The organism is Sphingomonas antarctica (assembly GCF_965137005.1).
Classification (GTDB): domain Bacteria; phylum Pseudomonadota; class Alphaproteobacteria; order Sphingomonadales; family Sphingomonadaceae; genus Sphingomonas_O; species Sphingomonas_O antarctica.
This window is the reverse complement of the sequence record NZ_CBCRXM010000014.1, coordinates 63,777-84,673: the sequence shown is the minus strand read 5'-3', so window position 1 is coordinate 84,673 and position 20,897 is coordinate 63,777. Positions and strand designations below refer to the sequence as shown.

General features: G+C 64.5%; 19 protein-coding genes and 1 tRNA gene. 11 read left to right on the top strand and 9 right to left on the bottom strand.

The window, feature by feature from the left end:
- Window positions 1-21: 21 nt before the first annotated feature.
- From ACM9ME_RS13005 to ACM9ME_RS12985, 5 genes are all read left to right on the top strand, one after another.
- Complete coding sequence (locus tag ACM9ME_RS13005) at window positions 22-495, top strand: GreA/GreB family elongation factor (RefSeq protein WP_415643884.1); 474 nt, start codon at window positions 22-24, stop codon at window positions 493-495.
- Window positions 496-609: 114 nt separating this feature from the next.
- Window positions 610-1,692: a recombinase RecA gene (gene recA / locus ACM9ME_RS13000; RefSeq protein ID WP_415643883.1), complete on the top strand. Its 1,083-nt coding sequence runs from the start codon at window positions 610-612 to the stop codon at window positions 1,690-1,692.
- A gap of 199 nt (window positions 1,693-1,891) precedes the next feature.
- Window positions 1,892-2,719, top strand: coding sequence for a class I SAM-dependent methyltransferase (locus tag ACM9ME_RS12995; RefSeq protein WP_415643882.1), 828 nt, complete (start codon window positions 1,892-1,894; stop codon window positions 2,717-2,719).
- A gap of 10 nt (window positions 2,720-2,729) precedes the next feature.
- Window positions 2,730-3,071, top strand: coding sequence for a VOC family protein (locus ACM9ME_RS12990; protein WP_415643881.1), 342 nt, complete (start codon window positions 2,730-2,732; stop codon window positions 3,069-3,071).
- Window positions 3,072-3,103: 32 nt separating this feature from the next.
- Complete coding sequence (locus ACM9ME_RS12985) at window positions 3,104-3,724, top strand: glutathione S-transferase family protein (protein ID WP_415643880.1); 621 nt, start codon at window positions 3,104-3,106, stop codon at window positions 3,722-3,724.
- A 7-nt stretch (window positions 3,725-3,731) separates the two neighbouring features.
- Here ACM9ME_RS12985 and ACM9ME_RS12980 read toward each other — a convergent pair.
- From ACM9ME_RS12980 to ACM9ME_RS12955, 6 genes are all read right to left on the bottom strand, one after another.
- A tRNA-Lys gene (locus tag ACM9ME_RS12980) sits at window positions 3,732-3,807 on the bottom strand.
- A gap of 48 nt (window positions 3,808-3,855) precedes the next feature.
- Entirely contained in the window at window positions 3,856-4,953 is a 1,098-nt protein-coding gene (rodA, locus tag ACM9ME_RS12975) for a rod shape-determining protein RodA (RefSeq protein WP_415643879.1), read from the bottom strand.
- Window positions 4,950-6,929 (bottom strand): penicillin-binding protein 2, encoded by a 1,980-nt coding sequence (gene mrdA, locus ACM9ME_RS12970; RefSeq protein WP_415643878.1) that lies wholly within the window; start codon window positions 6,927-6,929, stop codon window positions 4,950-4,952. Before mrdA ends, rodA begins: the two co-directional genes overlap by 4 nt.
- Window positions 6,926-7,438 carry a rod shape-determining protein MreD gene (mreD, locus tag ACM9ME_RS12965; protein WP_415643877.1) on the bottom strand — a complete coding sequence of 171 codons (513 nt, stop codon included), beginning with the start codon at window positions 7,436-7,438 and terminating at the stop codon, window positions 6,926-6,928. The genes mrdA and mreD overlap by 4 nt, the downstream gene beginning before the upstream one ends.
- On the bottom strand, window positions 7,438-8,313 hold the full coding sequence (locus tag ACM9ME_RS12960; protein WP_415643876.1) for a rod shape-determining protein MreC: 876 nt from the start codon (window positions 8,311-8,313) through the stop codon (window positions 7,438-7,440). The genes mreD and ACM9ME_RS12960 overlap by 1 nt, the downstream gene beginning before the upstream one ends.
- 13 nt (window positions 8,314-8,326) lie before the next feature.
- Window positions 8,327-9,379 carry a rod shape-determining protein gene (locus ACM9ME_RS12955; RefSeq protein ID WP_415643875.1) on the bottom strand — a complete coding sequence of 351 codons (1,053 nt, stop codon included), beginning with the start codon at window positions 9,377-9,379 and terminating at the stop codon, window positions 8,327-8,329.
- Between the two features lie 89 nt (window positions 9,380-9,468).
- Between ACM9ME_RS12955 and mutL the strand changes: the two genes are divergently transcribed.
- Both mutL and ACM9ME_RS12945 read left to right on the top strand, forming a co-directional pair.
- Entirely contained in the window at window positions 9,469-11,256 is a 1,788-nt protein-coding gene (gene mutL, locus ACM9ME_RS12950) for a DNA mismatch repair endonuclease MutL (protein WP_415643874.1), read from the top strand.
- The gene (locus tag ACM9ME_RS12945) at window positions 11,253-11,759 is read left to right on the top strand and encodes a 2'-5' RNA ligase family protein (RefSeq protein ID WP_415643873.1); all 507 of its coding nucleotides are present in this window, start codon (window positions 11,253-11,255) and stop codon (window positions 11,757-11,759) included. Before mutL ends, ACM9ME_RS12945 begins: the two co-directional genes overlap by 4 nt.
- On the opposite strand, the gene leuA is transcribed toward ACM9ME_RS12945, so the two are convergent.
- A complete protein-coding gene (gene leuA / locus ACM9ME_RS12940; RefSeq protein WP_415643872.1) occupies window positions 11,749-13,410 on the bottom strand; it encodes a 2-isopropylmalate synthase in 1,662 nt (553 codons plus the stop codon). The two genes, ACM9ME_RS12945 and leuA, sit on opposite strands and share 11 nt — an antisense overlap.
- A 219-nt stretch (window positions 13,411-13,629) precedes the next feature.
- On the opposite strand from leuA, the gene ACM9ME_RS12935 reads away from it, so the two are divergent.
- Window positions 13,630-13,863 (top strand): hypothetical protein, encoded by a 234-nt coding sequence (locus ACM9ME_RS12935; RefSeq protein ID WP_415643871.1) that lies wholly within the window; start codon window positions 13,630-13,632, stop codon window positions 13,861-13,863.
- Window positions 13,864-13,939: 76 nt separating this feature from the next.
- Window positions 13,940-16,666: a preprotein translocase subunit SecA gene (secA, locus tag ACM9ME_RS12930; RefSeq protein WP_415643870.1), complete on the top strand. Its 2,727-nt coding sequence runs from the start codon at window positions 13,940-13,942 to the stop codon at window positions 16,664-16,666.
- An 85-nt stretch (window positions 16,667-16,751) separates the two neighbouring features.
- On the opposite strand, the gene ACM9ME_RS12925 is transcribed toward secA, so the two are convergent.
- Together ACM9ME_RS12925 and ACM9ME_RS12920 are read right to left on the bottom strand one after the other, a co-directional pair.
- Window positions 16,752-17,204: an NfeD family protein gene (locus ACM9ME_RS12925; RefSeq protein ID WP_415643869.1), complete on the bottom strand. Its 453-nt coding sequence runs from the start codon at window positions 17,202-17,204 to the stop codon at window positions 16,752-16,754.
- 5 nt (window positions 17,205-17,209) lie between these two features.
- Window positions 17,210-18,175 carry an SPFH domain-containing protein gene (locus tag ACM9ME_RS12920; RefSeq protein ID WP_415643868.1) on the bottom strand — a complete coding sequence of 322 codons (966 nt, stop codon included), beginning with the start codon at window positions 18,173-18,175 and terminating at the stop codon, window positions 17,210-17,212.
- Window positions 18,176-18,273: 98 nt separating this feature from the next.
- Between ACM9ME_RS12920 and guaB the strand changes: the two genes are divergently transcribed.
- Window positions 18,274-19,743 carry an IMP dehydrogenase gene (gene guaB, locus ACM9ME_RS12915; protein WP_415643867.1) on the top strand — a complete coding sequence of 490 codons (1,470 nt, stop codon included), beginning with the start codon at window positions 18,274-18,276 and terminating at the stop codon, window positions 19,741-19,743.
- Complete coding sequence (locus ACM9ME_RS12910) at window positions 19,740-20,876, top strand: RsmB/NOP family class I SAM-dependent RNA methyltransferase (RefSeq protein ID WP_415643866.1); 1,137 nt, start codon at window positions 19,740-19,742, stop codon at window positions 20,874-20,876. Before guaB ends, ACM9ME_RS12910 begins: the two co-directional genes overlap by 4 nt.
- Window positions 20,877-20,897: the final 21 nt, after the last annotated feature.

Below are 20,897 nucleotides of genomic sequence, written 5' to 3'. Positions count from 1 at the left end.
ACAACCGTAACGACCGATCCAATGACTCCGATCCAACCCATCACCGCCGCCGGCTTTGCCGCCCTTCGCACCGAATACGAACAGCTCATGTCGGTCGAACGTCCCGCCATCGTCGAGATCGTCAGTTGGGCCGCGGGCAATGGCGACCGGTCCGAAAACGGGGATTACATTTACGGCCGCCAGAAATTGCGCGCGATCGATCGGCGCGCGGGCTTTCTCGCCAAGCGCATGAAGGCGGTGACAATCGTCAAACCGGGGGAGGGCGAGCGCGATGCTGTGCGCTTCGGTGCCACCGTCATCGTGGCCGATGACGACGATCTCGAACGTCGCCTGACCATCGTGGGCGATGACGAGGCCGAGGCAGGGCAGGGGCGCATCGGCTGGGGCTCGCCGCTCGCCCGTGCGCTGCGTGGTGCCCGCGTCGGCGATGTGCGTACCGTCAACCTGCCGGGCGGCGAAAAGAACTGGGAAGTGATTGAAATCGCTTACGAGTGACATTTATTTCCTATTTCGTTCCTATTTGTTCTTGTCAGGGGCATTTGTTCCATTTATGTCCCGTTCCAACATCACGTTGACCCAGCCCTCAAACGGGCTAGCAGGGAGGCTCAAATGGCAGTTCAGTTGAAGGTGATCGGCGACAATATGGCGACCAAGGCGGTAGACAATTCGGAACGCGCCCGCGCGCTCGAAGCGGCGTTGGCACAGATCGACCGCGCGTTCGGCAAGGGTTCGGCGATGAAGCTGGGCTCGAAGGAAAAGGTCGAGATCGAAGCGGTGTCGACCGGCTCGCTCGGCCTCGACATCGCGCTCGGCATCGGCGGCCTGCCACGCGGCCGCGTCGTTGAGATCTATGGTCCGGAAAGCTCGGGCAAGACCACGCTGACGCTCCACGCCATCGCCGAAGCGCAAAAGGCCGGCGGCACCGCGGCGTTCATCGACGCCGAACACGCGCTCGATCCGGGCTATGCCAAGAAACTCGGCGTCGATGTCGACAACCTCATCGTGTCGCAACCCGACACCGGCGAACAAGCGCTTGAGATCGCCGACACGCTGATCCGCTCGAACGCGGTCGATATCCTCGTCATCGATTCGGTCGCGGCACTCGTGCCGCGCGCCGAAATCGAGGGCGAAATGGGTGACAGCCATGTCGGCCTGCAGGCGCGTTTGATGTCGCAGGCGCTGCGCAAGATCACCGGGTCGATCAGCCGTTCGCGCTGCACCGTCATCTTCATCAACCAGATCCGCATGAAGATCGGCGTGATGTACGGTTCGCCCGAAACCACCACCGGCGGCAACGCGCTCAAATTCTACGCCTCGGTCCGCCTCGACATCCGCCGCACCGGCGCGATCAAGGAACGCGACGACGTGGTCGGCAACACCACGCGCGTGAAGGTCGTCAAGAACAAGGTCGCACCGCCGTTCAAGCAGGTCGAATTCGACATCATGTACGGTGAAGGCATTTCCAAGATGGGCGAGATCCTCGATCTCGGCGTGAAAGCCGGCATCGTCGAGAAATCCGGCGCCTGGTTCAGCTATGACTCGGTCCGCCTCGGCCAAGGCCGCGAGAATTCGAAAGTCTATCTCCGCGAGAACCCCGATATCGCCGATCGCATCGAAAAGATGATCCGCGGCAAGACCGAGGACGTCGCCGAAGCGCTCATGACCGGACCCGATGCCGACGACGATATGTGACCTAATCCCCTCCCATTCATGGGAGGGGGTGAACGCATGCGTTCACCGTCGCCACTTCTGGCGGCGGCGGGGGTGGGCCTTCCTAACCCCTCTCGCTCATGCGGGAGGGGCGGGCCTCAAATACGACGTGGTGCGCCGGGTCAGAGTGTTTCAGGCCTAAACTTCGACTAAACTTCCAATGCATGTGGGGACGCTGCGAATGACCGGTGCCGCGGAGTGGGAAGGACCGGTCGGTTCGGTCTGGGCGTCCGAATACATCCGCACCGATCGCAGCTTCGCCGAACTCTCCGCCTACCTCGACCGCGCCATCCGCGACGCGGCACCGGCGACCGGCACGGCGCTCGACATCGGCTGCGGCGCGGGTTCGACCAGCTTCGCACTTGCCGCCGCCAACCCGAACCTGGCGATCACCGGTCTCGATATCGCGCCCGAATTGATCCAGGTCGCGAACGACCGGGCGCAAGGCTTCGCCCACATCCGCTTCGCCGTCGCCGATCTCAATGCCGGCTTGCCCGATATTGCGCCGCCCGATCTCTTGTTCTCGCGCCACGGCGTGATGTTCTTCGACGATCCAGCCAAAGTCTTCGCCCGGCTCCACGACGCCGCGAACCCCGGCGCGCCGCTCGTCTTTTCGTGCTTCCGTAGCCCGTCGCTCAATCCCTGGGCCGGACAACTCGCCGCAACCATTCTCGGTCAGCCTCCCGCGCCGCCGACCGGTTATGCGCCAAGTCCGTTTGCCTTTGCCGATGCCGCTTTCGTCAAGGCGCTGTTGCAGGATGCTGGTTGGCAAAACGTCACCGCCGAACCGGTCGATTACAATTATATCGCCGGCGAGAGTGCCGACCCTGTCGCGGACGCCTTGGGCTTCTTTCAGCGCATCGGGCCGGTGGCGAGTGCGCTCAAAATGCTCCAGCCCGTCGACCGCCCGGGCGCGCTGGAAAAGATCGTACCGATCCTCGAACAGCATCGCGACGGTGATCGCATCCTTTTTCCCGCCGCCGCATGGATCTGGCGCGCTGCAGCTTAGGAGATTTGTCATGCCGGATGGCCGCCTGAACTACGTCGAACTGCCCTGCGCCGATGTGCCCGCCGCGCGCGCTTTTTACGAAGCCGCGTTCGGTTGGACCGTCATGCCGTTCGGCGACGATTACGCCGCGACGACCACCGGCGATGTCGATCTCGGCCTCAACGGCGATCCAGACCAGCAGACCGCTGCGCCGCTCGCGGTGATTCAGGTGTCCGATCTCGAAGCCGCACAGGCGCGCATCGAGGCGGCCGGCGGCGTCATGACATTGCCCATCTTCGCCTTTCCCGGCGGTCGCCGCTTCCACGTTCGCGATCCGGGCGGCAGCGAGATCGCCGTCATGCAACCGGACTAGACGCGCCGCCCACGCGCGTTAGGCTCGCGGGCATGATCATTGTCCATAACCTCGAAAACTCGCGCTCGCAACGCATCCTGTGGATGCTCGAAGAACTCGGCCTGCCTTATGAGGTCGAGCGCTACGAACGGAACAAGGCGACCATGCTGGCGCCGCCCGAACTCAAGGCGGTTCACCCGCTCGGCAAATCGCCGGTGATCGACGATGACGGCACGATTGTCGCCGAAACCGGCGCGATCGTCGAATATCTCGTCGAAAAGGGCGGCAGGCTCGGTGCCCCCGCCGATCGCGACGGCGCGCTGCGCTATCGTTTCTGGCTGCATTATGCCGAAGGGTCGCTGATGCCGCCCTTGCTGGTCAAACTGGTCCTCGCCCGCGTGCCGATCTTTGGCAAGATGGCGATGAAGCGGATTCAGCCGATGATCGACGTGCATCTCGACTATATCGAATCCGAACTCGCCAAACGCCCGTGGTTCGCGGGCGACGCTATGACCGCCGCCGACATCATGATGAGCTTCCCCCTCGAAGCCGCCCGCAGCCGCGCCGGCCTCGACGACACCCGCCCCGCGACAATCGCCTGGCTCGCCAAAGTACACTCACTCCCCGCATACCAGCGCGCTCTCGCCGCTGGCGGACCTTATGCCTATGCCTAATGGGAAATGGTGGACGCACTTGGGCTCGAACCAAGGACCCGCTGATTAAGAGTCAGCTGCTCTACCAACTGAGCTATGCGTCCGCTTTGGGAGGGGCGCCACTAGCAACGGTCGCGTGAGCCTGCAACCCGCTAATCTCGTAAACGTCGCCCCGCGCGGTCGATCGACATCAGGATGCCGAGCGACATCAGCACCGTCATCATCGCGGTGCCGCCAAAACTGATCAGCGGCAACGGAATGCCGACGACCGGAGCGAGGCCCATGACCATCATCAGGTTGATCGCGACGTAGAAAAAGATCGTCGTCGCCAGCCCCGCCGCCGCCAGCCGCCCGAACCGTGTCGGCGCCCGCGCACTGACCCGCATCGCCCAACGGATCAGCAACAGGAACCCGCCGATAATCACGATCCCGCCGGCCAGTCCCCATTCCTCTGCCATCGTCGCGAACACGAAATCGGTGTGCCCCTCCGGCAGATAGTCGAGGTGGCTCTGCGTCCCCTGCATGAAACCCTTGCCGAAAATGCCGCCTGATCCGATCGCGATCTTCGACTGGGTGATATGATATCCCGCGCCCAACGGATCGCTTTCGGGATCGAGGAAGATCAGCACGCGCTTGCGTTGGTAGTCGTGCATCAGCGCGAACGCCGCGGGCAGGGCCGCCGCCAAGATTGCCGCCGCGGCTGCAAACAACCTCAACGGGACACCGGCCAGGAACACCAGGGTCACGCCGCCCGCCGCGATCATCGTCGCCGTGCCGAGATCGGGCTGCGCCATCACCAGCATGAACGGCAGGCCGATCAGGATCGCCGGTGGCCATAATGCGTTCCAGCCGCGCAATTCTCCCGAGGGCAAACGGTCGTAAAATTGCGCGAGTGCCAGCACGATCGCGAGCTTCATGAGTTCGGACGGCTGCAGCCGGATGACCACCAGATCGAGCCAGCGCCGCGATCCCCCACTGATCCCGCCGAGCAGTTCGACCCCGAACAATGCGAGCAAGACCAGTGCATAAACGGGATAGGCGGCGCGGCGATACTGCTCCTCGGGCACGCGAGACAGGGCCAGTGCCATGCCGACGAAGACGATGAACTTGACGCCCTGTGATCCGGCCCACGGGCTGAAATGGCCGCCTGCCGCCGAATACAGCACGACCAAGCCGAACCCGGTCAGCCCGAATACCAAGGCGAGCATGAACCACGGCAGTTCGGCGAGCGGGCGAGGGATCACGCTCATGCGGGTTTCTCGGGCGGCAGGGGGTCCGGCGCTGGCCGATCGTCGCTTGCCGCTGGATCCGCAGGTACCGCCGCCGGCTCGGGTGTCGGCGCATAGCTGGCTGCCTTCGCCGCCATCCGTGTCGTCAGATCGCCACCCCAGCCTTGCTCGAGCGTCGTCAGCGTCTTCATCGCCTGTTCGGGCGCGAACAGATACGTCATTGTGTCGCGCGCGATGGGCGCTGCGGCGGCGGCTCCGAAGCCGCCATGTTCGACTACCACCGAAAAGGCGTAGCGTGGATTTTCGACCGGCGCGAAACCGATGAAATGCGCATGGTCGCGCTGCTTCCACGGCAGCGCGCTGTTCGACAGGACGCCGCCCGCGCGCTCGGCCATCGTGATCCGGCGGACCTGCGCCGTGCCCGTCTTGCCCGCCATCTGCACGTTCGGGATCGGCAGCCGCGCGGCCGCGGCGGTGCCGCCGCCATTGACGACATTGCCCATCGCCTGGCGCACGAACTCGATGTGCCGCGGGTCGAGTCCCAAATCATGGCCGGCGCGCGCCGGCCCGACCAGATGCGGCTCGACGCCGTGCCCCGTCGCCAGCCGCGCCGCCATAACCGCCAATTGCAGCGGATTGGCGAGCATATAGCCTTGGCCGATCGACATGTTGACCGTGTCATAGGCCGCCCAGGGCCGTTTGTGCTTGCGCTCGATCCACGACGGGTCGGGCACCGTCCCGTAACGCTGGGACTGGAGCGGCAGATCGTGAACCGCGCCAAGCCCGAGCTTGCGGAACATGTCGGCGAGGGTGGTTGCCCCGAAACGCAGCGCCATCGTGTAGAAATAAATGTCGCAGCTGTGGATCACCGCCTGCGCCAGATTCACCGATCCGTGATGCTTGTCGCAATGGAAAATAGCATTGCCGACGCGCATGCCGCCACCGCAGAACACGGTCTGGTTCAGATCGACGCCGGCTTCGAGCAGCGCGAGTGCCGAACTCGGCTTGGTGGTCGAACCCGGCGGATACAGCGCGTGGAGCGTCTTGTTGACCAATGGCAGGTGATCGTCACCGACCAACGCGGCATATTCCTTGCGCCCGATGCCGTCGGAAAAGCTGTTGGGATCGTAGGCGGGCATCGAAACCATCGCGGCGAGCCCACCCGTCGCCAGGTCGATCACCGTCACCGCGCCGGAATTGTCACCCATCCGGCGCGCGGCATAATCCTGCAATCCGCCATCGATGGTCAGCTGCAATGTGTTGCCGGGAACGTCGGGACGGGTCGCCAGATCGCGTACCAATTTGCCGCGTGCTGTCACCTCGCTGCGGCGCGCCCCGGGCTTGCCTTTGAGGATCGGCTCCATCGTCTTTTCAAGGGCTTCCTTGCCGATTTTGTAGCCCGGTGTGATCAGCAGCGGATCCTTGGACGCGGCATAATCCTCCGCCGACGCGGCCCCGACATAGCCGATCAGGTGACCCACCGCCGCGCCGCTGGGATAGGATCGGGCAAAGCCCTGACTGGGCTGGACGCCGGGCAGATCGGGCGCGCGGATCGACAAGGCGGCGTATTTTTCCCACGGGATCCGGTCGGCGACCTGCACGGGCTGGAATCCTGCTGCCTTTTCGATGTCGCGGTTGATGCGGTCCCGGTCGTCGTCGTTGAAGCCGAGCGTCGCCTGAAGGTAGTCGAGCGTCTTGTCCTGATCGTGCAGGCGATCGGGGATGACGTCGACGCGGAACACCGTACGGTTGAGCGCCAGCGGCTTGCCGAAGCGGTCGACGATCCAGCCCCGGCGCGGCGGGATCAGCGACAGGTTCACCCGATTGCTTTCGGCCAGCAATTTATAGCGTTCGTTGTCGAAGATCGACATCCACGCCATCCGCCCCGCGAGCACCGCGCCGAGCGCCAGTTGCGCGCCGCCCAGCACGATCCGCCGCCGCGTGAACACCAAATTGGCCTGTGCGTCGGTAACGCTGCGTTTGCCCAGCAGGTTCATCGGCCCGTGCGCCTTCGATCCAGCCAGGCCGCCAATCTCACCGCGAGCGGGTAGCACAGGATCGAGCAGAGCCATTGCGGTGCAAGCAGATAGGGGTAGGGGATCGCGCCGGTGAGACCACTCAAGGCCCACGCCATGAGCAACTGCATCGCGATGAGACCCGCCGCGATGCCCCAATCCTGCCACGCATCGCGAAACAGGACGCGGCGGTCGATGGCCTCGATCACCAGCAACGCAAAGGTCCAGCTCGCCATACCCGTGCCCAGGGGCGCGCCGCTGAACAGATCGTCGAACAGTCCCAACGGAATGCCCGCCCAGGGCGCGATCAGATCGCCGCGTAACAACCGCCAGCCGAGGAGCATCAGGAACCCGAAGGACGGCACGACCGGCACCGTCGCGATTACGGGTATTAATACCAGCAACGACCCCAACATGATCGACACGACCGGCAGCGCCAGTCGGGCGATGGGCGGGAGCGGCTGTTGCGAGCGAACTATCGACAGCCGCATCACGGTGCCTCGGGCGGCGGAGGCAAATCGCCTTGCGGCTGAAACGGTTGTTCGACCAGGGCGAAGTCGAGGCGTGCCGGGTCGGCCAAGGGACGCGCCACGCCGCTGTCGTTGGTCAGCAGACGAACCACCGCCACCGGAATTCCCGGCGGATAAATCCCGCCCGCGCCCGACGTCACCAGCAGGTCGTTGATCCGGAACGGATTGCCACCCGATTGCAGCGCGCGAACGTCGAGCGCGCCATCGCCACGCCCGGTGGCCAGCGCGGGCAAGCCATCGCTCAGGCGCTTCACCGGGACGACATTGCCGCTGTCGATGATCAGCAAGACCCGCGCGGTGATCCGTCCGGCCACGACCACACGACCAACCAGGCCTTCGGACGTCCGCACCGGCTGACCGCTGGTCACGCCATCGCGCTGGCCGGCCGACAGCGTCGCATAACGGTGCACGTTGGCGCCGGTGGACGCGATGAGGCGCGCCGCGAGGATAGGATCGCGCGACCCCTCGATCAGGCGCGTCAGCCGCCGTAGCCGGTGATTTTCGCTCTCGATCGCGCGCGCTTCGATCAGGCGCGCGCGCGTACCGCGCAGTTCGGCTTCCAGTGTCCGGTTCTTTGATCCCGCATCGACATAGGCCGCCGCGCCTTCATACGCGTTGGCCAACCCTCCGGCGACGTTGCGCCCGGCGATTGCAATCGGGGCCGTGGCGTCGCTGAACACGCTCTGGATCGCGGCATGCCCCTCCGGATCGAAGCGCGCGGTAACTGCCAGAACCAGTCCCGCGAGCACCCCGACGACGGCGGCGACGTACCCTGCAAACAGCGTATATTGCGCGCGGCGCGAAAAGCCGGGGCGCGCGCGGGGCGGCGGCGCCATTGCTCAGTGGGCCTCAGCCGGTCTGAAGGACGCCGCGGAAGATCGGGTCCTCCAGCGCGCGGCCCGTGCCCAGAGCGACGCAGGTCAGCGGATCGTCCGCGACGCTGACCGGCAGGCCGGTCTCGTCGCGCAGCACCTCATCCAACCCTTCGAGCAACGCGCCGCCGCCGGTCAGGACGATGCCCTGATCGACAATGTCCGCCGCGAGTTCGGGCGCGGTGTTTTCCAGCGCGATGCGCACGCCCTCGACGATCGTGCCGACGGGTTCGGACAGCGCCTCGGCGATCTGCCCCTGATTGATCGTGATTTCCTTGGGCACGCCGTTGACAAGGTCGCGCCCCTTGATGTGGATCGTCTTGCCGACACCGTCTTCGGGCGGCTTGGCGATGCCGATGTCGAACTTGATCCGCTCGGCCGTGGCTTCGCCGATCAGCAGATTGTGGTTGCGGCGGACGTACGACACGATCGCTTCGTCCATCTTGTCGCCGCCGACGCGCACGCTGGTCGAATAGGCCACGCCGCGCAGTGACAATACGGCAACCTCGGTCGTGCCACCGCCGATATCGACGACCATGGAGCCGATCGGTTCGGTCACCGGCATGCCCGCGCCGATCGCGGCGGCCATTGGTTCTTCGATCAGCCACACCTGGCTGGCACCAGCATTGGAGGCGGCATCGCGGATCGCGCGACGTTCGACCTTGGTCGATCCCGACGGCACACAGATAACGATTTCGGGCGAACGGAACGGATTGGGCTTCTTGCCGCCATGCACCTTGCGGATGAAGTGCTTGATCATGTCTTCCGCGACGTCGATGTCGGCGATGACTCCGTCTCGCAACGGCCGGATCGCCTGAATGCTGGCAGGCGTCTTGCCCATCATCAATTTGGCATCATCGCCGACCGCCTTGACGCGCTGGATGCCGTCGATGGTTTCGATCGCCACGACCGAAGGCTCGTTGAGCACGATGCCGCGCCCGCGGACGTAAACCACCGTATTGGCGGTGCCGAGGTCGATCGCCATGTCGTTCGACATGAATTTGAACATTCGGAAAAAACGGTTCGCCATCGAGGAGCCTGGAGTGCCTTTTTCTCGCGGTCGGGCAGGGGTTTGCGCAACGCTCGCGGTGACGCGCGGCTTGGTCTAGGGACGCCAAAGTGTCAATACGAAGGCTCCCTCAGAACCTGATCAACCGTATCGCCGCGGGCGAGGTGGTCGAGCGCCCGGCGTCGGCGCTGAAGGAGCTGGTCGAGAACGCGTTGGACGCTGGGGCGAGGCGGATTTCGGTGGACCTGGCGGGCGGCGGCATCGACGGCGTCATAGTGACGGACGACGGTTGCGGGATGACGCGCGACGATATCGCTTTGGCCCTCGAACGCCACGCCACGTCGAAATTGCCCGATGACAGCATCGAGGCGGTATCGACGATGGGGTTTCGCGGCGAAGCCCTGCCCTCGATCGCCAGCGTCGCGCGGCTGACGATCGAGAGTCGGACGGTGGACGGGGAAGGGTGGTCGCGCACCGTCGATAACGGGCGTGTCGAGGCCGACGGTCCGGTGGCAATGCCCCCGGGCACGCGCGTTAAAGTCGAAGCACTGTTCGCCGCCGTGCCCGCGCGCCGCAAATTCCTCCGCACTGCGCGCAGCGAATTCGCCGCGTGCATGGACGTACTGCGGCGGCTGGCAATGGCGCGGCACGATGTGGCTTTCGAAGTGACGCATGACGGCCGTCGCGCCCTGGCGGTGCAGGCCGAAAGCCGGGCCAGCCGCGTCGCCGCACTGATCGACCGCCAATTGAGCGAGGCGAGTGTGCCACTCGGACATGAACGCGGCGGGGTGACACTCGCGGGTTTGGCAGGCTTGCCGACGTATAATCGCGGGGTGGCCGATCACCAATATCTGTTCGTCAACGGACGGCCGGTGAAGGACCGCACGCTGACCGGCGCGATCCGCGGCGCCTATTCGGATCGCCTCGCGCGCGATCGCCATGCCGTGGTCGCGTTGTTCATCGACGTTCCGCCGGGCGAGGTCGATGTGAACGTCCACCCGGCCAAGACCGAAGTCCGCTTCCGCGACGCTGCCAACGTCCGCGCATTGATTGTCGGCGGACTGCAACGGGCTTTGGATGGGGCAGGGATCACGCGCGCACCCTTGCCAAGTGCAGCAGCAATGCGGGGATGGGTGAGTGAACCCGCCCAAACCGAATTTCGTCATTCCCGCGAAGGCGGAAATCCATCTGGTGAACTAACGGCCAGCGATATTTTCGGGAGATGGACCCCCGCCTTCGCGCGGGTGACGAATGAGGGGAGAGTTGCCGACGCCGCGACCGCCTTCCGCGCTCAACCCGCACCCGAACCGCAAACAAATCACCCCCTCGGCCGCGCCCGCGCCCAGATCGCCGCGACCTACATCGTCGCCGAATCCGCCGACGGCCTGATCCTTGTCGATCAGCATGCCGCGCACGAACGCCTGGTTCTCGAACGCATGCGCGCCGCGCGCGTCGATGGCGCGGTGCCGGTCCAGCCGCTGCTCATGCCCGAAGTCGTCGACCTCGACGAAGCCGCCTGCGACCGGCTGGAGGAGGCCGCTGCCGATCTTGCCAGTTTTGGCCTCGAGCTCGAACGCTTCGGCCCCGCCGCCATGCTTGTGCGCAGCCTGCCAGCCGCACTTGGCGGCGCGGCGGTCGGGCCGCTCATTCTCGACCTCGCCGACGAACTCGCCAGCCATGGACAGGCGCTGTCGCTCGCCGAATGGCTAGACCATGTCGCGGGCACCTTCGCTTGCCACCACAGCGTCCGCGCCGGGCGAGTGCTGTCGCTGGCGGAGATGGATGCACTCCTCCGCGAGATGGAGGTCACCCCGAATTCGGGTCAATGCAATCACGGCCGCCCGACCTGGGTCAAGTTGGCGCATGGCGATATCGAACGCCTATTCGGACGGAAATGACGGCAGCGCCGATTATCGTTACCGCGCGACTTGGCGACGCCGACTTTGCCTGGCTCGATGAGCAGCGCAGCGCGTATTTTCCAGCAGAACGCAATCAGTTGCGCGCACATTTGACGATGTTTCATCATCTGCCACCGTCGATCGAGCGCGAGTTGATGACGGCGCTGAAGGACGAGGCCCGCGATCCCGCGCCGCGCGCGCGGCTGGCCGGGCTGATCAACCTCGGCGGCGGCGTGGCTTACCGGATCGACAGCGACGACCTCGCCGCAATCCGCGCGCGGCTGGCGGATCGCTTTGCCGGGTGCCTGACACCGCAGGACGCCGCCGGCTGGCGCGAGCATGTTACGATCCAGAACAAGGTGCCGCCGGCCGAAGCACGCAAGCTGCTTGCCACTCTCGAAGCGGAGTTCCAGCCTCGTCCGCTCGCGATCACGGGTCTCTCTGCTTATTGGTATCGCGGCGGGCCGTGGGAAGCGATCGGTAGCGTGCGGTTCAGGGGGTGAGCGCAGCATTCGCGGCGCCGAGCACCGCGCGAACGCTGGCGGTTGCAATGTCGGTATCGACGCCGACCCCGAACACCGTGCGCCCGTCGGCGGTGCGCGCCTCGACATAAGCGGCGGCCTGCGCGCCGGTGCCATGGCCGAGTGCATGTTCGGCATAATCTTGGATTTCGATTGTGGTCCCGGCTTCGGCCAGCGCGGCAACGACGGACGAGATCAACCCGTTGCCGCGCCCGGTGAGGCTCAAGCGGCGGTCGCCATGGGTAAGCGAGCCGGCAAAGATGCGATCTCCATCAGTCGAGCGGGTTTCGTGATAATCGACCAGCAGCAACGGCCCGGGGGTCAAGTAAGCGCGCTGGAACTCGGCCCAAATGTCGGCCGCACCAAGTTCACGGCTGCTTTCGTCGGCCAAGCGCTGGACATGTCGGCTGAAATCCGCCTGCAGCCGCTTTGGCAGTTTCAGGCCGCGATCCTGCTCCAGCACCCAGGCGACGCCGCCCTTGCCGGATTGCGAATTGACGCGGATCACCGCCTCATAGCTGCGCCCCAGATCCGCTGGATCGATCGGCAGATAGGGCACTTCCCACAACTCGTCGTTGCGCGCCGCCTGCGCCGCAAAACCTTTCTTGATCGCGTCCTGATGGCTGCCCGAAAAGGCGGTGAAGACCAGTTCGCCGGCATAGGGACTGCGCGGGTGCGTCTTGATGCCGGTGCAATATTCGACGGTGTTGACGACCTCGTCGATGTTCGAAAAGTCCAGGCCGGGATCGACGCCTTGCGAATACATATTCATCGCGACGGTGACCAAATCGACATTGCCGGTCCGCTCGCCATTGCCGAGCAGGCAGCCCTCGACCCGTTCGGCGCCTGCCAGCAACCCCAATTCGGTCGCCGCGACGCCCGTGCCGCGGTCGTTATGCGTGTGCAGCGAGATGACTACCCGGTCGCGATTGGGGATGTTGCGCCCGAACCATTCGATCTGGTCGGCATAGATGTTGGGTGTTGCCGCCTCGACTGTCGCGGGGAGGTTGAGAATGATCGGCTTGTCGGCTGTCGGCTGGAGCACCTCCATCACCGCCGCGCAGACCTCGACCGAAAAATCGAGCTCGGCGGTCGAAAACGTCTCGGGCGAATATTCGAAGCGCCAATCGGTGCCGGGATATTTTGCCGCCTGATCGCGCAGCACCTTCGCGCCGTCGATCGCGATCTGCTTGATGTCGGCGCGGTCCATGCCGAACACGATGCGCCGCCAGGCCGGGCTGACCGCGTTATAGAGGTGGACGATGGCGGTCTTCGCTCCGGCCAGACTGGCAAAGCTGGTCTCGATCAGGTCGCGACGGGATTGGGTCAGCACCTGCACCATGACGTCATCGGGGATGCGGCCGTCGCGCACCAATCCCTGAATAAAATCGAATTCGGTGGCGCCCGCACTCGGAAAGCCGACCTCGATCTCCTTGAGGCCCAACCGCACCAGCAAATCGAAAAAACGCGCCTTCTTTTCCCCGTCCATCGGGTCGATCAACGCCTGATTGCCGTCGCGCATGTCGGTACTGAGCCAGCGTGGCGCCTGCGTGATCGTGCGCGCAGGCCATTGCCGGTCGGGCAAATCGATCTGGGGGAAGGGGCGGTATTTGGTCGATGGATCGCGCAACATGACAGGCCTCGTCGCTCTGGCTTCGGTTCGGGTCGGTTTGAGCCCTTAGGCGGCGAGGCGTGCCGGGCACGCCGAACTATCGCGCCTAAGGGCGCGTAAGTCGAAGCAGGCGCGAGAGGCATTCGCGGATCATGCGAGGTCGTTAAGCCGCTATGGTTAACAAGTCCATGCGCCGTCGCTCATGGACGCGAAAGCATTTCATACCTATGTGCTGGCCACATGCGGTTGATCCTGCTCCTCTCCGCGCTGCTCAGCGCCATTGCTGGTTATTCACCAGCGGCGGCGGCGCGTCCGGTGGAGGCCGGACAGGTGTTGCGCATTGCACCGGCGCCTGTGACCGCAGCGGCGGCGCGCCCGGCGAACCATGCCACACCGGCGAAAGCGTTTGCGCTGGCCGACGCCAGGCCGCTCGTGACGAGCCGTCCGCTCTACGCCGATCGGCTGCTGATCTAGCGCTCCGGCGCTCTGCCAATTTCAGCCCCCCGTTCCCGCGCCACCGCGCGACCAAAGCTATTTCAGGAATCCAGTCATGCTCGGCACCATCGCCAAAGCCATTTTCGGCTCGTCCAACGATCGTTATGTCAAATCGCTCGGCAGCATCGTCGCCAAAATCAACGGCTTCGAGAATAATATCGCAGCGCTGACCGACGACGAGTTGGCCGCGCAAACCGTCAAGCTCCGTGCGCAACTGGAAGAGGGACAGACGCTCGACCAGATACTGCCCGAAGCCTTCGCCACGGTGCGTGAAGCCGCCAAGCGCGTGCTGGGTCAGCGGCACTACGATGTGCAGATGATTGGCGGCATCGTTCTCCATCGCGGTGAAATCGCAGAGATGCGCACGGGTGAGGGCAAGACGCTGGTCGCGACTTTGGCCTGTTATCTCAATGCGCTCGACGGCAACGGCGTCCACGTCGTCACGGTCAACGATTACCTCGCCAGCCGCGACGCCGGCTGGATGGGCCAGGTGTATAAATTCCTCGGCCTGACCGTCGGCGTGATCATCCCCAACCTCAGCGATTCCGAGCGCCGTGACGCCTATGCCGCGGACATTACCTACGGTACCAACAATGAATTCGGCTTCGACTATCTGCGCGACAACATGAAGTACGAACGCGCGCAAATGGTCCAGCGGCCCTTCTCGTTCGCGATCGTCGATGAGGTCGACTCGATCCTGATCGACGAGGCGCGCACCCCGTTGATCATTTCCGGCCCGACCGACGACAAGTCCGAACTGTACATGCAGGTCGACAAACTGGTGAAGACGCTCGCGCCCGAGGATTACGACAAGGACGAAAAGCAGAAGTCGATCATCCTGACCGAGGACGGCACCGAAAAGATGGAGCGCATGCTCGAGGATGCCGGACTGCTCGAAGGCGCCAACCTGTACGATTTCGAAAACACCCAGGTGGTCCATCATACCAACCAGGCGTTGCGCGCGAACGTGATGTTCAAGCGCGATACCGATTACATCGTCCGCGACGGCAAGGTCGTCATCATCGATGAATTCACCGGTCGTATGATGGATGGACGCCGCTGGTCCGACGGCCTGCATCAGGCGGTCGAGGCCAAAGAAGGCGTGGAAATCGAGGCGGAAAACCAGACCCTCGCCAGCATCACCTTCCAGAATTATTTCCGCATGTACCCCAAACTCGGTGGCATGACGGGCACGGCGGCGACCGAAGCGGCCGAATTCCACGACATTTACAAGATGAACGTCGTGACGATCCCGACCAACGTCGATGTCAAACGTGTCGATGAGGAAGATGAGTTCTACAAGAACACGCAGGACAAGTTCGGCGCGATCGCCAAGTCGATCCGCGAAAAGTCGCTCGCCGGTCAGCCGGTATTGGTCGGCACGGTCAGTATCGAAAAATCAGAACTGCTCAGCGAATTCCTCAATGCGGAAGGCGTGACACACAGCGTGCTCAACGCGCGTTTCCACGAACAGGAAGCGCACATCGTTGCCCAGGCTGGGCGCCTCGGCGCGGTCACCGTCTCGACCAACATGGCCGGTCGCGGCACCGATATTCAGCTGGGCGGCAATGCGGATTTCCGCATCGCCGACGAACTGCGCGACATGGCGGCCGGGCCGCAGCGCGATGCCGCCGAAGCCGCCATCCGCGCCGAGATCGAAGCGGAAAAGCAACAGGTGCTGTCCGCTGGTGGCTTGTTCGTGCTCGCCACCGAACGCCACGAAAGCCGGCGCATCGACAATCAGCTGCGCGGGCGCTCGGGCCGTCAGGGCGATCCGGGCCTCAGCAAATTCTACCTCAGCCTCGACGACGATCTGCTGCGCATCTTTGGGCCGGACACGATGTTCTCGAAAATGATGAACAACAATCTGGCTGATGGCGAGGCGATCGGCTCGCGCTGGTTGTCCAAGGCGATCGAGACCGCGCAGAAAAAGGTCGAGGCGCGCAATTACGACGTCCGCAAACAGGTCGTCGAGTACGACGACGTGATGAACGACCAGCGCAAGGTGATCTACGAACAGCGCGGCGACATCATGGATTCGGAAACGGTCGACGAGGTCGTTCAGGACATGCGCGCCGAAACCGTCAACGCATTGGTCGGCGACGCCTGTCCGCCGAACTCGTATCCTGAAACGTGGAATGTCGCTGAGTTGGCCGAGCGGGCGCGTGATGTCCTCGGCGTGGACGCGCCGGTTGCCGAATGGGCCGCGGAGGAAGGAATCGACCCCGAGGCGATAGACGAACGGCTGCAGGCTGCTGCCGACAAGTTGATCGAGGACAAGGTTGCGACGCTCGACCCCGAAATGTGGCCTCAGGTCGAAAAATCGGTGCTGCTGCAGAATCTCGACCATCATTGGAAGGAACATCTGTCGACGCTCGACGCGCTGCGTCAGGTGATCCACCTCCGCGCCTACGCCCAGAAAACGCCGATCAACGAGTATAAGCAGGAGGCGTTTGCACTGTTCCAGCGGATGCTCGACCTGATCCGCGAGGATGTGACGCGCACGCTGGCCAACGCGCAATTCGTGATGCCGCAGACCGACCTGCCGAAGATGCCCGATTTCATGCTGAGCCACACCGATCCGCTCACCGGCGAGGACGACGCGCGCGGTATCGGCTCCGGCGGGATGATCACCACGCGCATCCCGCCGTTGCAGACCGCGATGTTGACCGCCGAGGACATCGGGGAAGATCCGGCGAATTGGGAAGGCGTCGTGTCGCGCAATGCGCCGTGTCCGTGCGGGTCGGGCCAGAAATACAAGCACTGCCACGGGCGGCTGTAGGCGCGTCGCCCCGGCGGAGGCAGGGCCGTTGTTGAACGCGGTCGTCTTTAATCGTTAGCGTCACCGGCCTCCGCCGGGGCGACGGCTAGACCGCCTCCACTCGCAACACATTCCCATCGGCTCCGATCACGCGGACCCGTTCACCAACCGCGGCGTGGACACCGCGTGCCGACCACATGCCGTCGCCGACCCTGACGCGGCCGCCGGTGTCGTCGATCGACTCGACGACTATCACGACCTGTCCGATCAGCCGCGCGGCGCGGTCGTTGAGCAACGGGTCGGCGCTGGCAACATCGGCATAGCGGAAGAACCGCCGCCCGGTCAGCACCAGCGCCATCGCGGCGACCGCGAACAGCAGGAACTGCGCCGCGTCGGGCAATCCGAGCAGCAGCGTTGCGACACCTGTAATCGCCGCCGCGCCGCCCAGCCAGATCAGGAAAAACCCGGGCGCGACGATCTCCGCTCCGGCGAGCAAGGCGGCGGCGATCAGCCACCACCACGCCGGCGCGATGCCCGATCCCGCGATCCATGCATCCATCGCGTTCACGCGCTCGACCGCGGGACTGAAGGCCGCGCAAGCGGAGCGGGCGGCGGCGTCTTGTCACCGCCCCCGATCGCTTCGCGCGCCAATTCGCCGATCCCGCCCAGCGTACCCATCAATTGCGTGGCTTCGACCGGGAACAGGATCGTCTTGGCATTGGGCGATGTCGCGAATAGCCCGATCGCCTCGACGTATTTTTGGGCGATGAAGTAATTGATCGCCTGCACGCTGCCGCCCTCGATGGCGTCGGACACCATTTTCGTTGCCGCCGCCTCGGCCTGCGCCGCACGCTCGCGCGCCTCCGCGTCGCGGAACGCGGCTTCGCGGCGACCTTCGGCCTCGAGGATCTGTGACTGTTTCTGACCCTCGGCGCGGTTGATGTCGTTCTGCCGCGCGCCTTCGGATTCGAGGATCGAGGCGCGCTTTTCGCGCTCTGCCTTCATCTGCCGCGTCATGGCATTGACGATGTCGGCCGGCGGGCGAATGTCCTTCAGCTCGACGCGGGTGATCTTCACGCCCCAGCTTTCGGTGGCGTGATCGACGACCATCAGCAGGCGTGTGTTGATCTCGTCGCGCTTGGACAGTGTTTCGTCGAGGTCCATTGCGCCCATGACCGTGCGCAGGTTCGTCGTCGCAAGCTGCATGATCGCATTGTATAATTCGCTGACCTCATACGCCGCCTTGGCGGCGTCGAGGACCTGAAAGAACACCACTCCATCGACCGCGACCATCGCATTGTCCTTGGTGATGATTTCCTGTCCCGGAATATCAAGCACCTGCTCCATCATATTGATCTTGCGACCGACACGATCGAATAGTGGTACGATCAGCGTCAGCCCCGGCGCCGCGGTGGCGGTAAACTTGCCAAAGCGCTCGATGGTGTAGCGATATCCCTGCGGCACCATCTTCACGGCCAGCACGACGTAGATTATCGCGACGAATGCGATCGCAATTGCCAGAACGCCCATCAAAATTCCTCCGCTATGCCGCGCATATGCGCCCGGCGTGGCGCGAGCGAAAGGGGCGAGGCGCTGGCGGAGCGCCGCGTCCTTCGCTAGGGCGGGACATGACTCGCATTGCCGATATCCCTTTGGGCCTGACTTTCGACGACGTTCTTCTCCGCCCCGGCGCCAGCAGCGTCCTTCCCGGCGAAGCCGACACCCGCACCCGCCTGACCCGCACGATCGATCTCAACATCCCGATCCTGTCCGCGGCGATGGATACCGTGACCGAAGCGAAGATGGCGATCGTCATGGCGCAGCTCGGCGGGCTGGGCGTCCTCCACCGCAATCTGACGCTGCAGGAACAGGCGGATGCGGTGCGACAGGTCAAACGCTTCGAAAGCGGCATGGTCGTCAATCCGATCACCATCCAGCCGCAGCAAACGCTGGCCGAGGCGAGGGCGTTGATGGCGACGCACCATATTTCGGGCATCCCGGTGGTCGAAGCGTCGGGCAAGTTGGTGGGCATCCTGACCAATCGCGACGTGCGTTTCGCCGAACATGCCGCACAGCCGGTCAGCGAGCTGATGACGTCGAAGGATCTGGTGACCGTCAGCGAAGGCGTCAGCCGTCAGGAGGCGCAACGGCTGTTGCACCAACGCCGCATCGAGAAACTGATCGTCGTCGACGCCGAATACCGCTGCACCGGGCTTGTGACCGTCAAGGACATGGAAAAGGCGGTCGCCTACCCGAACGCGACCAAAGACGAGAGCGGGCGGCTGCGTGTGGCCGCGGCAACGACCACCGGCGATGGCGGGTTCGAACGGACCGAGGCGCTGATCGACGCGGGCTGCGACCTGATCGTCATCGACACCGCGCATGGCCACTCGAAAATGGTCGCCGATGCCGTGGCGCGTGTTCGCAAGCTGTCGAACGAAGTGCAGATCATGGCCGGGAATGTCGCCACCGCCGGTGCCACCCGCGCGCTGATCGACGCGGGGGCAGACGCGATCAAGGTCGGGATCGGCCCAGGTTCCATATGCACCACCCGCATCGTCGCGGGTGTCGGCGTACCGCAGCTGACGGCAGTGATGGACGCGGCGGAAGAAGCGGCCAAGTCCGGCGTGCCGGTGATCGCCGATGGCGGACTGCGCACCTCGGGCGACATCGCCAAGGCACTGGCCGGCGGCGCGGGCGCGGTCATGGTCGGCTCGCTCCTCGCCGGCACCGAAGAAGCACCCGGGGAAACCTTTCTTTATCAAGGACGTGCCTACAAGTCCTATCGCGGTATGGGAAGCGTCGGTGCGATGGGCCGCGGCTCTGCCGACCGCTATTTTCAGGGCGACATCAAGGATCAACTTAAACTCGTCCCCGAAGGTATCGAGGGGCAAGTCGCCTATAAGGGCCACGCCAAGGACGTGATCCATCAGCTCGTCGGCGGCGTAAAAGCCGCGATGGGCTATACCGGTGCGGCGACGATTGCCGACCTGCGCGAGCGTGGTAGTTTCGTGCGCATCACCAATGCAGGCCTGCGCGAAAGCCATGTTCACGACGTGAGCATTACGCGCGAAGCCCCGAACTATCCCACGCAGTGACACCTGCCGCCCGAACTCGAACCGCCATCGAACTGCTCGACGCGATCCTCGCGTCACAGGCTGGTGCCGACACGGTCATCGCCAACGGGTTCAAGGCGCGGCGCTATGCCGGATCCAAGGACCGTCGCGCTGTCCGCGAATTAATCTATCGCGCGATCCGCCGCTTTGGCGATCCGCCGGCGAGCGGACGTGCGGCCATGGCTGCGCTGGCGGATGCGGATGACGTCCTGGCGGCGACGTTCGACGGATCGGCTTATGGACCCGCAGCGCTGTTGCCAGACGAGCCGCGCGCGACCGGCGGCGTGATGCCGGCATGGTTGGCAGCACGTTTGCCCGATGAGGCTTCGCTCGACCGCGCGCCACTCGATCTGCGCGTGAACCGGCTCAAGGCGACGCGCGATGAAGTTTCGCCTTTATTCCCCGATGCGACGCCCGTCGGCAGCGACGGACTACGCCTGACCGATCCGATCAATGTCGAGGCGAGCGACGCCTATCGCGACGGGCGGATCGAGGTGCAGGATTTCGGCAGTCAGTTGATCGTCGAAGCGTGCGCGGCGGCACCCGCGACGATCGTCGTCGATCTGTGCGCAGGCGCGGGAGGCAAAACCCTGGCGCTGGCGGCGGCGATGCGCAACGAAGGCCGCTTGATCGCGTGCGACACCGCGCGAGACCGCCTGCGACGGCTCGAACCCCGGGCGCAGCGCGCGGGTGCCGAGTGCGAAGTCCGGTTGCTCGATGGCGGACGCGAGGCGGAGCAATTGGCCGACCTTGAAGGACTGGCGGACGTTGTGCTGATTGATGCCCCTTGCTCCGGAACGGGCACGCTCCGGCGCAATCCGGAGGCGCGGTGGCGGTTGACGCCCGAGCGCGTCGAGGCGCTGGTCGTGCTCCAGCGGCATGTCATTGATCTCGCGCTGCCCTTGGTGAAGCCGGGCGGGGCGTTGGTCTATGCCGTGTGCTCACAGTTGCGCGAAGAAGGCGCCGCGCAGGTAGAGGCACTGCTGGCGCGCGAAGCGGGTTGGAGTGCCGCACCATTGCCTTTCGGTACGGCCGACGGTCCGGGCATTCGCCTTTCCCCGCAACGGGACGGCACCGACGGATTTTTCGTCGCACGGCTCATCAAGGCGTGTTAGCCGTTATGCCAAGAACAGAAT

What these genes read in the sequence shown, in the direction of transcription:
- guaB (WP_415643867.1), top strand. Translation starts at nt 18,274, where the DNA reads ATGACTCGCATTGCCGATATCCCTTTGGGCCTGACTTTCGACGACGTT.
- ACM9ME_RS12985 (WP_415643880.1), top strand. Translation starts at nt 3,104, where the DNA reads ATGATCATTGTCCATAACCTCGAAAACTCGCGCTCGCAACGCATCCTG.
- recA (WP_415643883.1), top strand. Translation starts at nt 610, where the DNA reads ATGGCAGTTCAGTTGAAGGTGATCGGCGACAATATGGCGACCAAGGCG.
- rodA (WP_415643879.1), bottom strand. Translation starts at nt 4,953, where the DNA reads ATGAGCGTGATCCCTCGCCCGCTCGCCGAACTGCCGTGGTTCATGCTC.
- ACM9ME_RS12920 (WP_415643868.1), bottom strand. Translation starts at nt 18,175, where the DNA reads ATGGGCGTTCTGGCAATTGCGATCGCATTCGTCGCGATAATCTACGTC.
- ACM9ME_RS12935 (WP_415643871.1), top strand. Translation starts at nt 13,630, where the DNA reads ATGCGGTTGATCCTGCTCCTCTCCGCGCTGCTCAGCGCCATTGCTGGT.
- ACM9ME_RS12960 (WP_415643876.1), bottom strand. Translation starts at nt 8,313, where the DNA reads ATGGCGCCGCCGCCCCGCGCGCGCCCCGGCTTTTCGCGCCGCGCGCAA.
- ACM9ME_RS13005 (WP_415643884.1), top strand. Translation starts at nt 22, where the DNA reads ATGACTCCGATCCAACCCATCACCGCCGCCGGCTTTGCCGCCCTTCGC.
- ACM9ME_RS12925 (WP_415643869.1), bottom strand. Translation starts at nt 17,204, where the DNA reads ATGGATGCATGGATCGCGGGATCGGGCATCGCGCCGGCGTGGTGGTGG.
- ACM9ME_RS12945 (WP_415643873.1), top strand. Translation starts at nt 11,253, where the DNA reads ATGACGGCAGCGCCGATTATCGTTACCGCGCGACTTGGCGACGCCGAC.
- ACM9ME_RS12995 (WP_415643882.1), top strand. Translation starts at nt 1,892, where the DNA reads ATGACCGGTGCCGCGGAGTGGGAAGGACCGGTCGGTTCGGTCTGGGCG.
- secA (WP_415643870.1), top strand. Translation starts at nt 13,940, where the DNA reads ATGCTCGGCACCATCGCCAAAGCCATTTTCGGCTCGTCCAACGATCGT.
- ACM9ME_RS12990 (WP_415643881.1), top strand. Translation starts at nt 2,730, where the DNA reads ATGCCGGATGGCCGCCTGAACTACGTCGAACTGCCCTGCGCCGATGTG.
- mreD (WP_415643877.1), bottom strand. Translation starts at nt 7,438, where the DNA reads ATGCGGCTGTCGATAGTTCGCTCGCAACAGCCGCTCCCGCCCATCGCC.
- ACM9ME_RS12955 (WP_415643875.1), bottom strand. Translation starts at nt 9,379, where the DNA reads ATGGCGAACCGTTTTTTCCGAATGTTCAAATTCATGTCGAACGACATG.
- mrdA (WP_415643878.1), bottom strand. Translation starts at nt 6,929, where the DNA reads ATGAACCTGCTGGGCAAACGCAGCGTTACCGACGCACAGGCCAATTTG.
- leuA (WP_415643872.1), bottom strand. Translation starts at nt 13,410, where the DNA reads ATGTTGCGCGATCCATCGACCAAATACCGCCCCTTCCCCCAGATCGAT.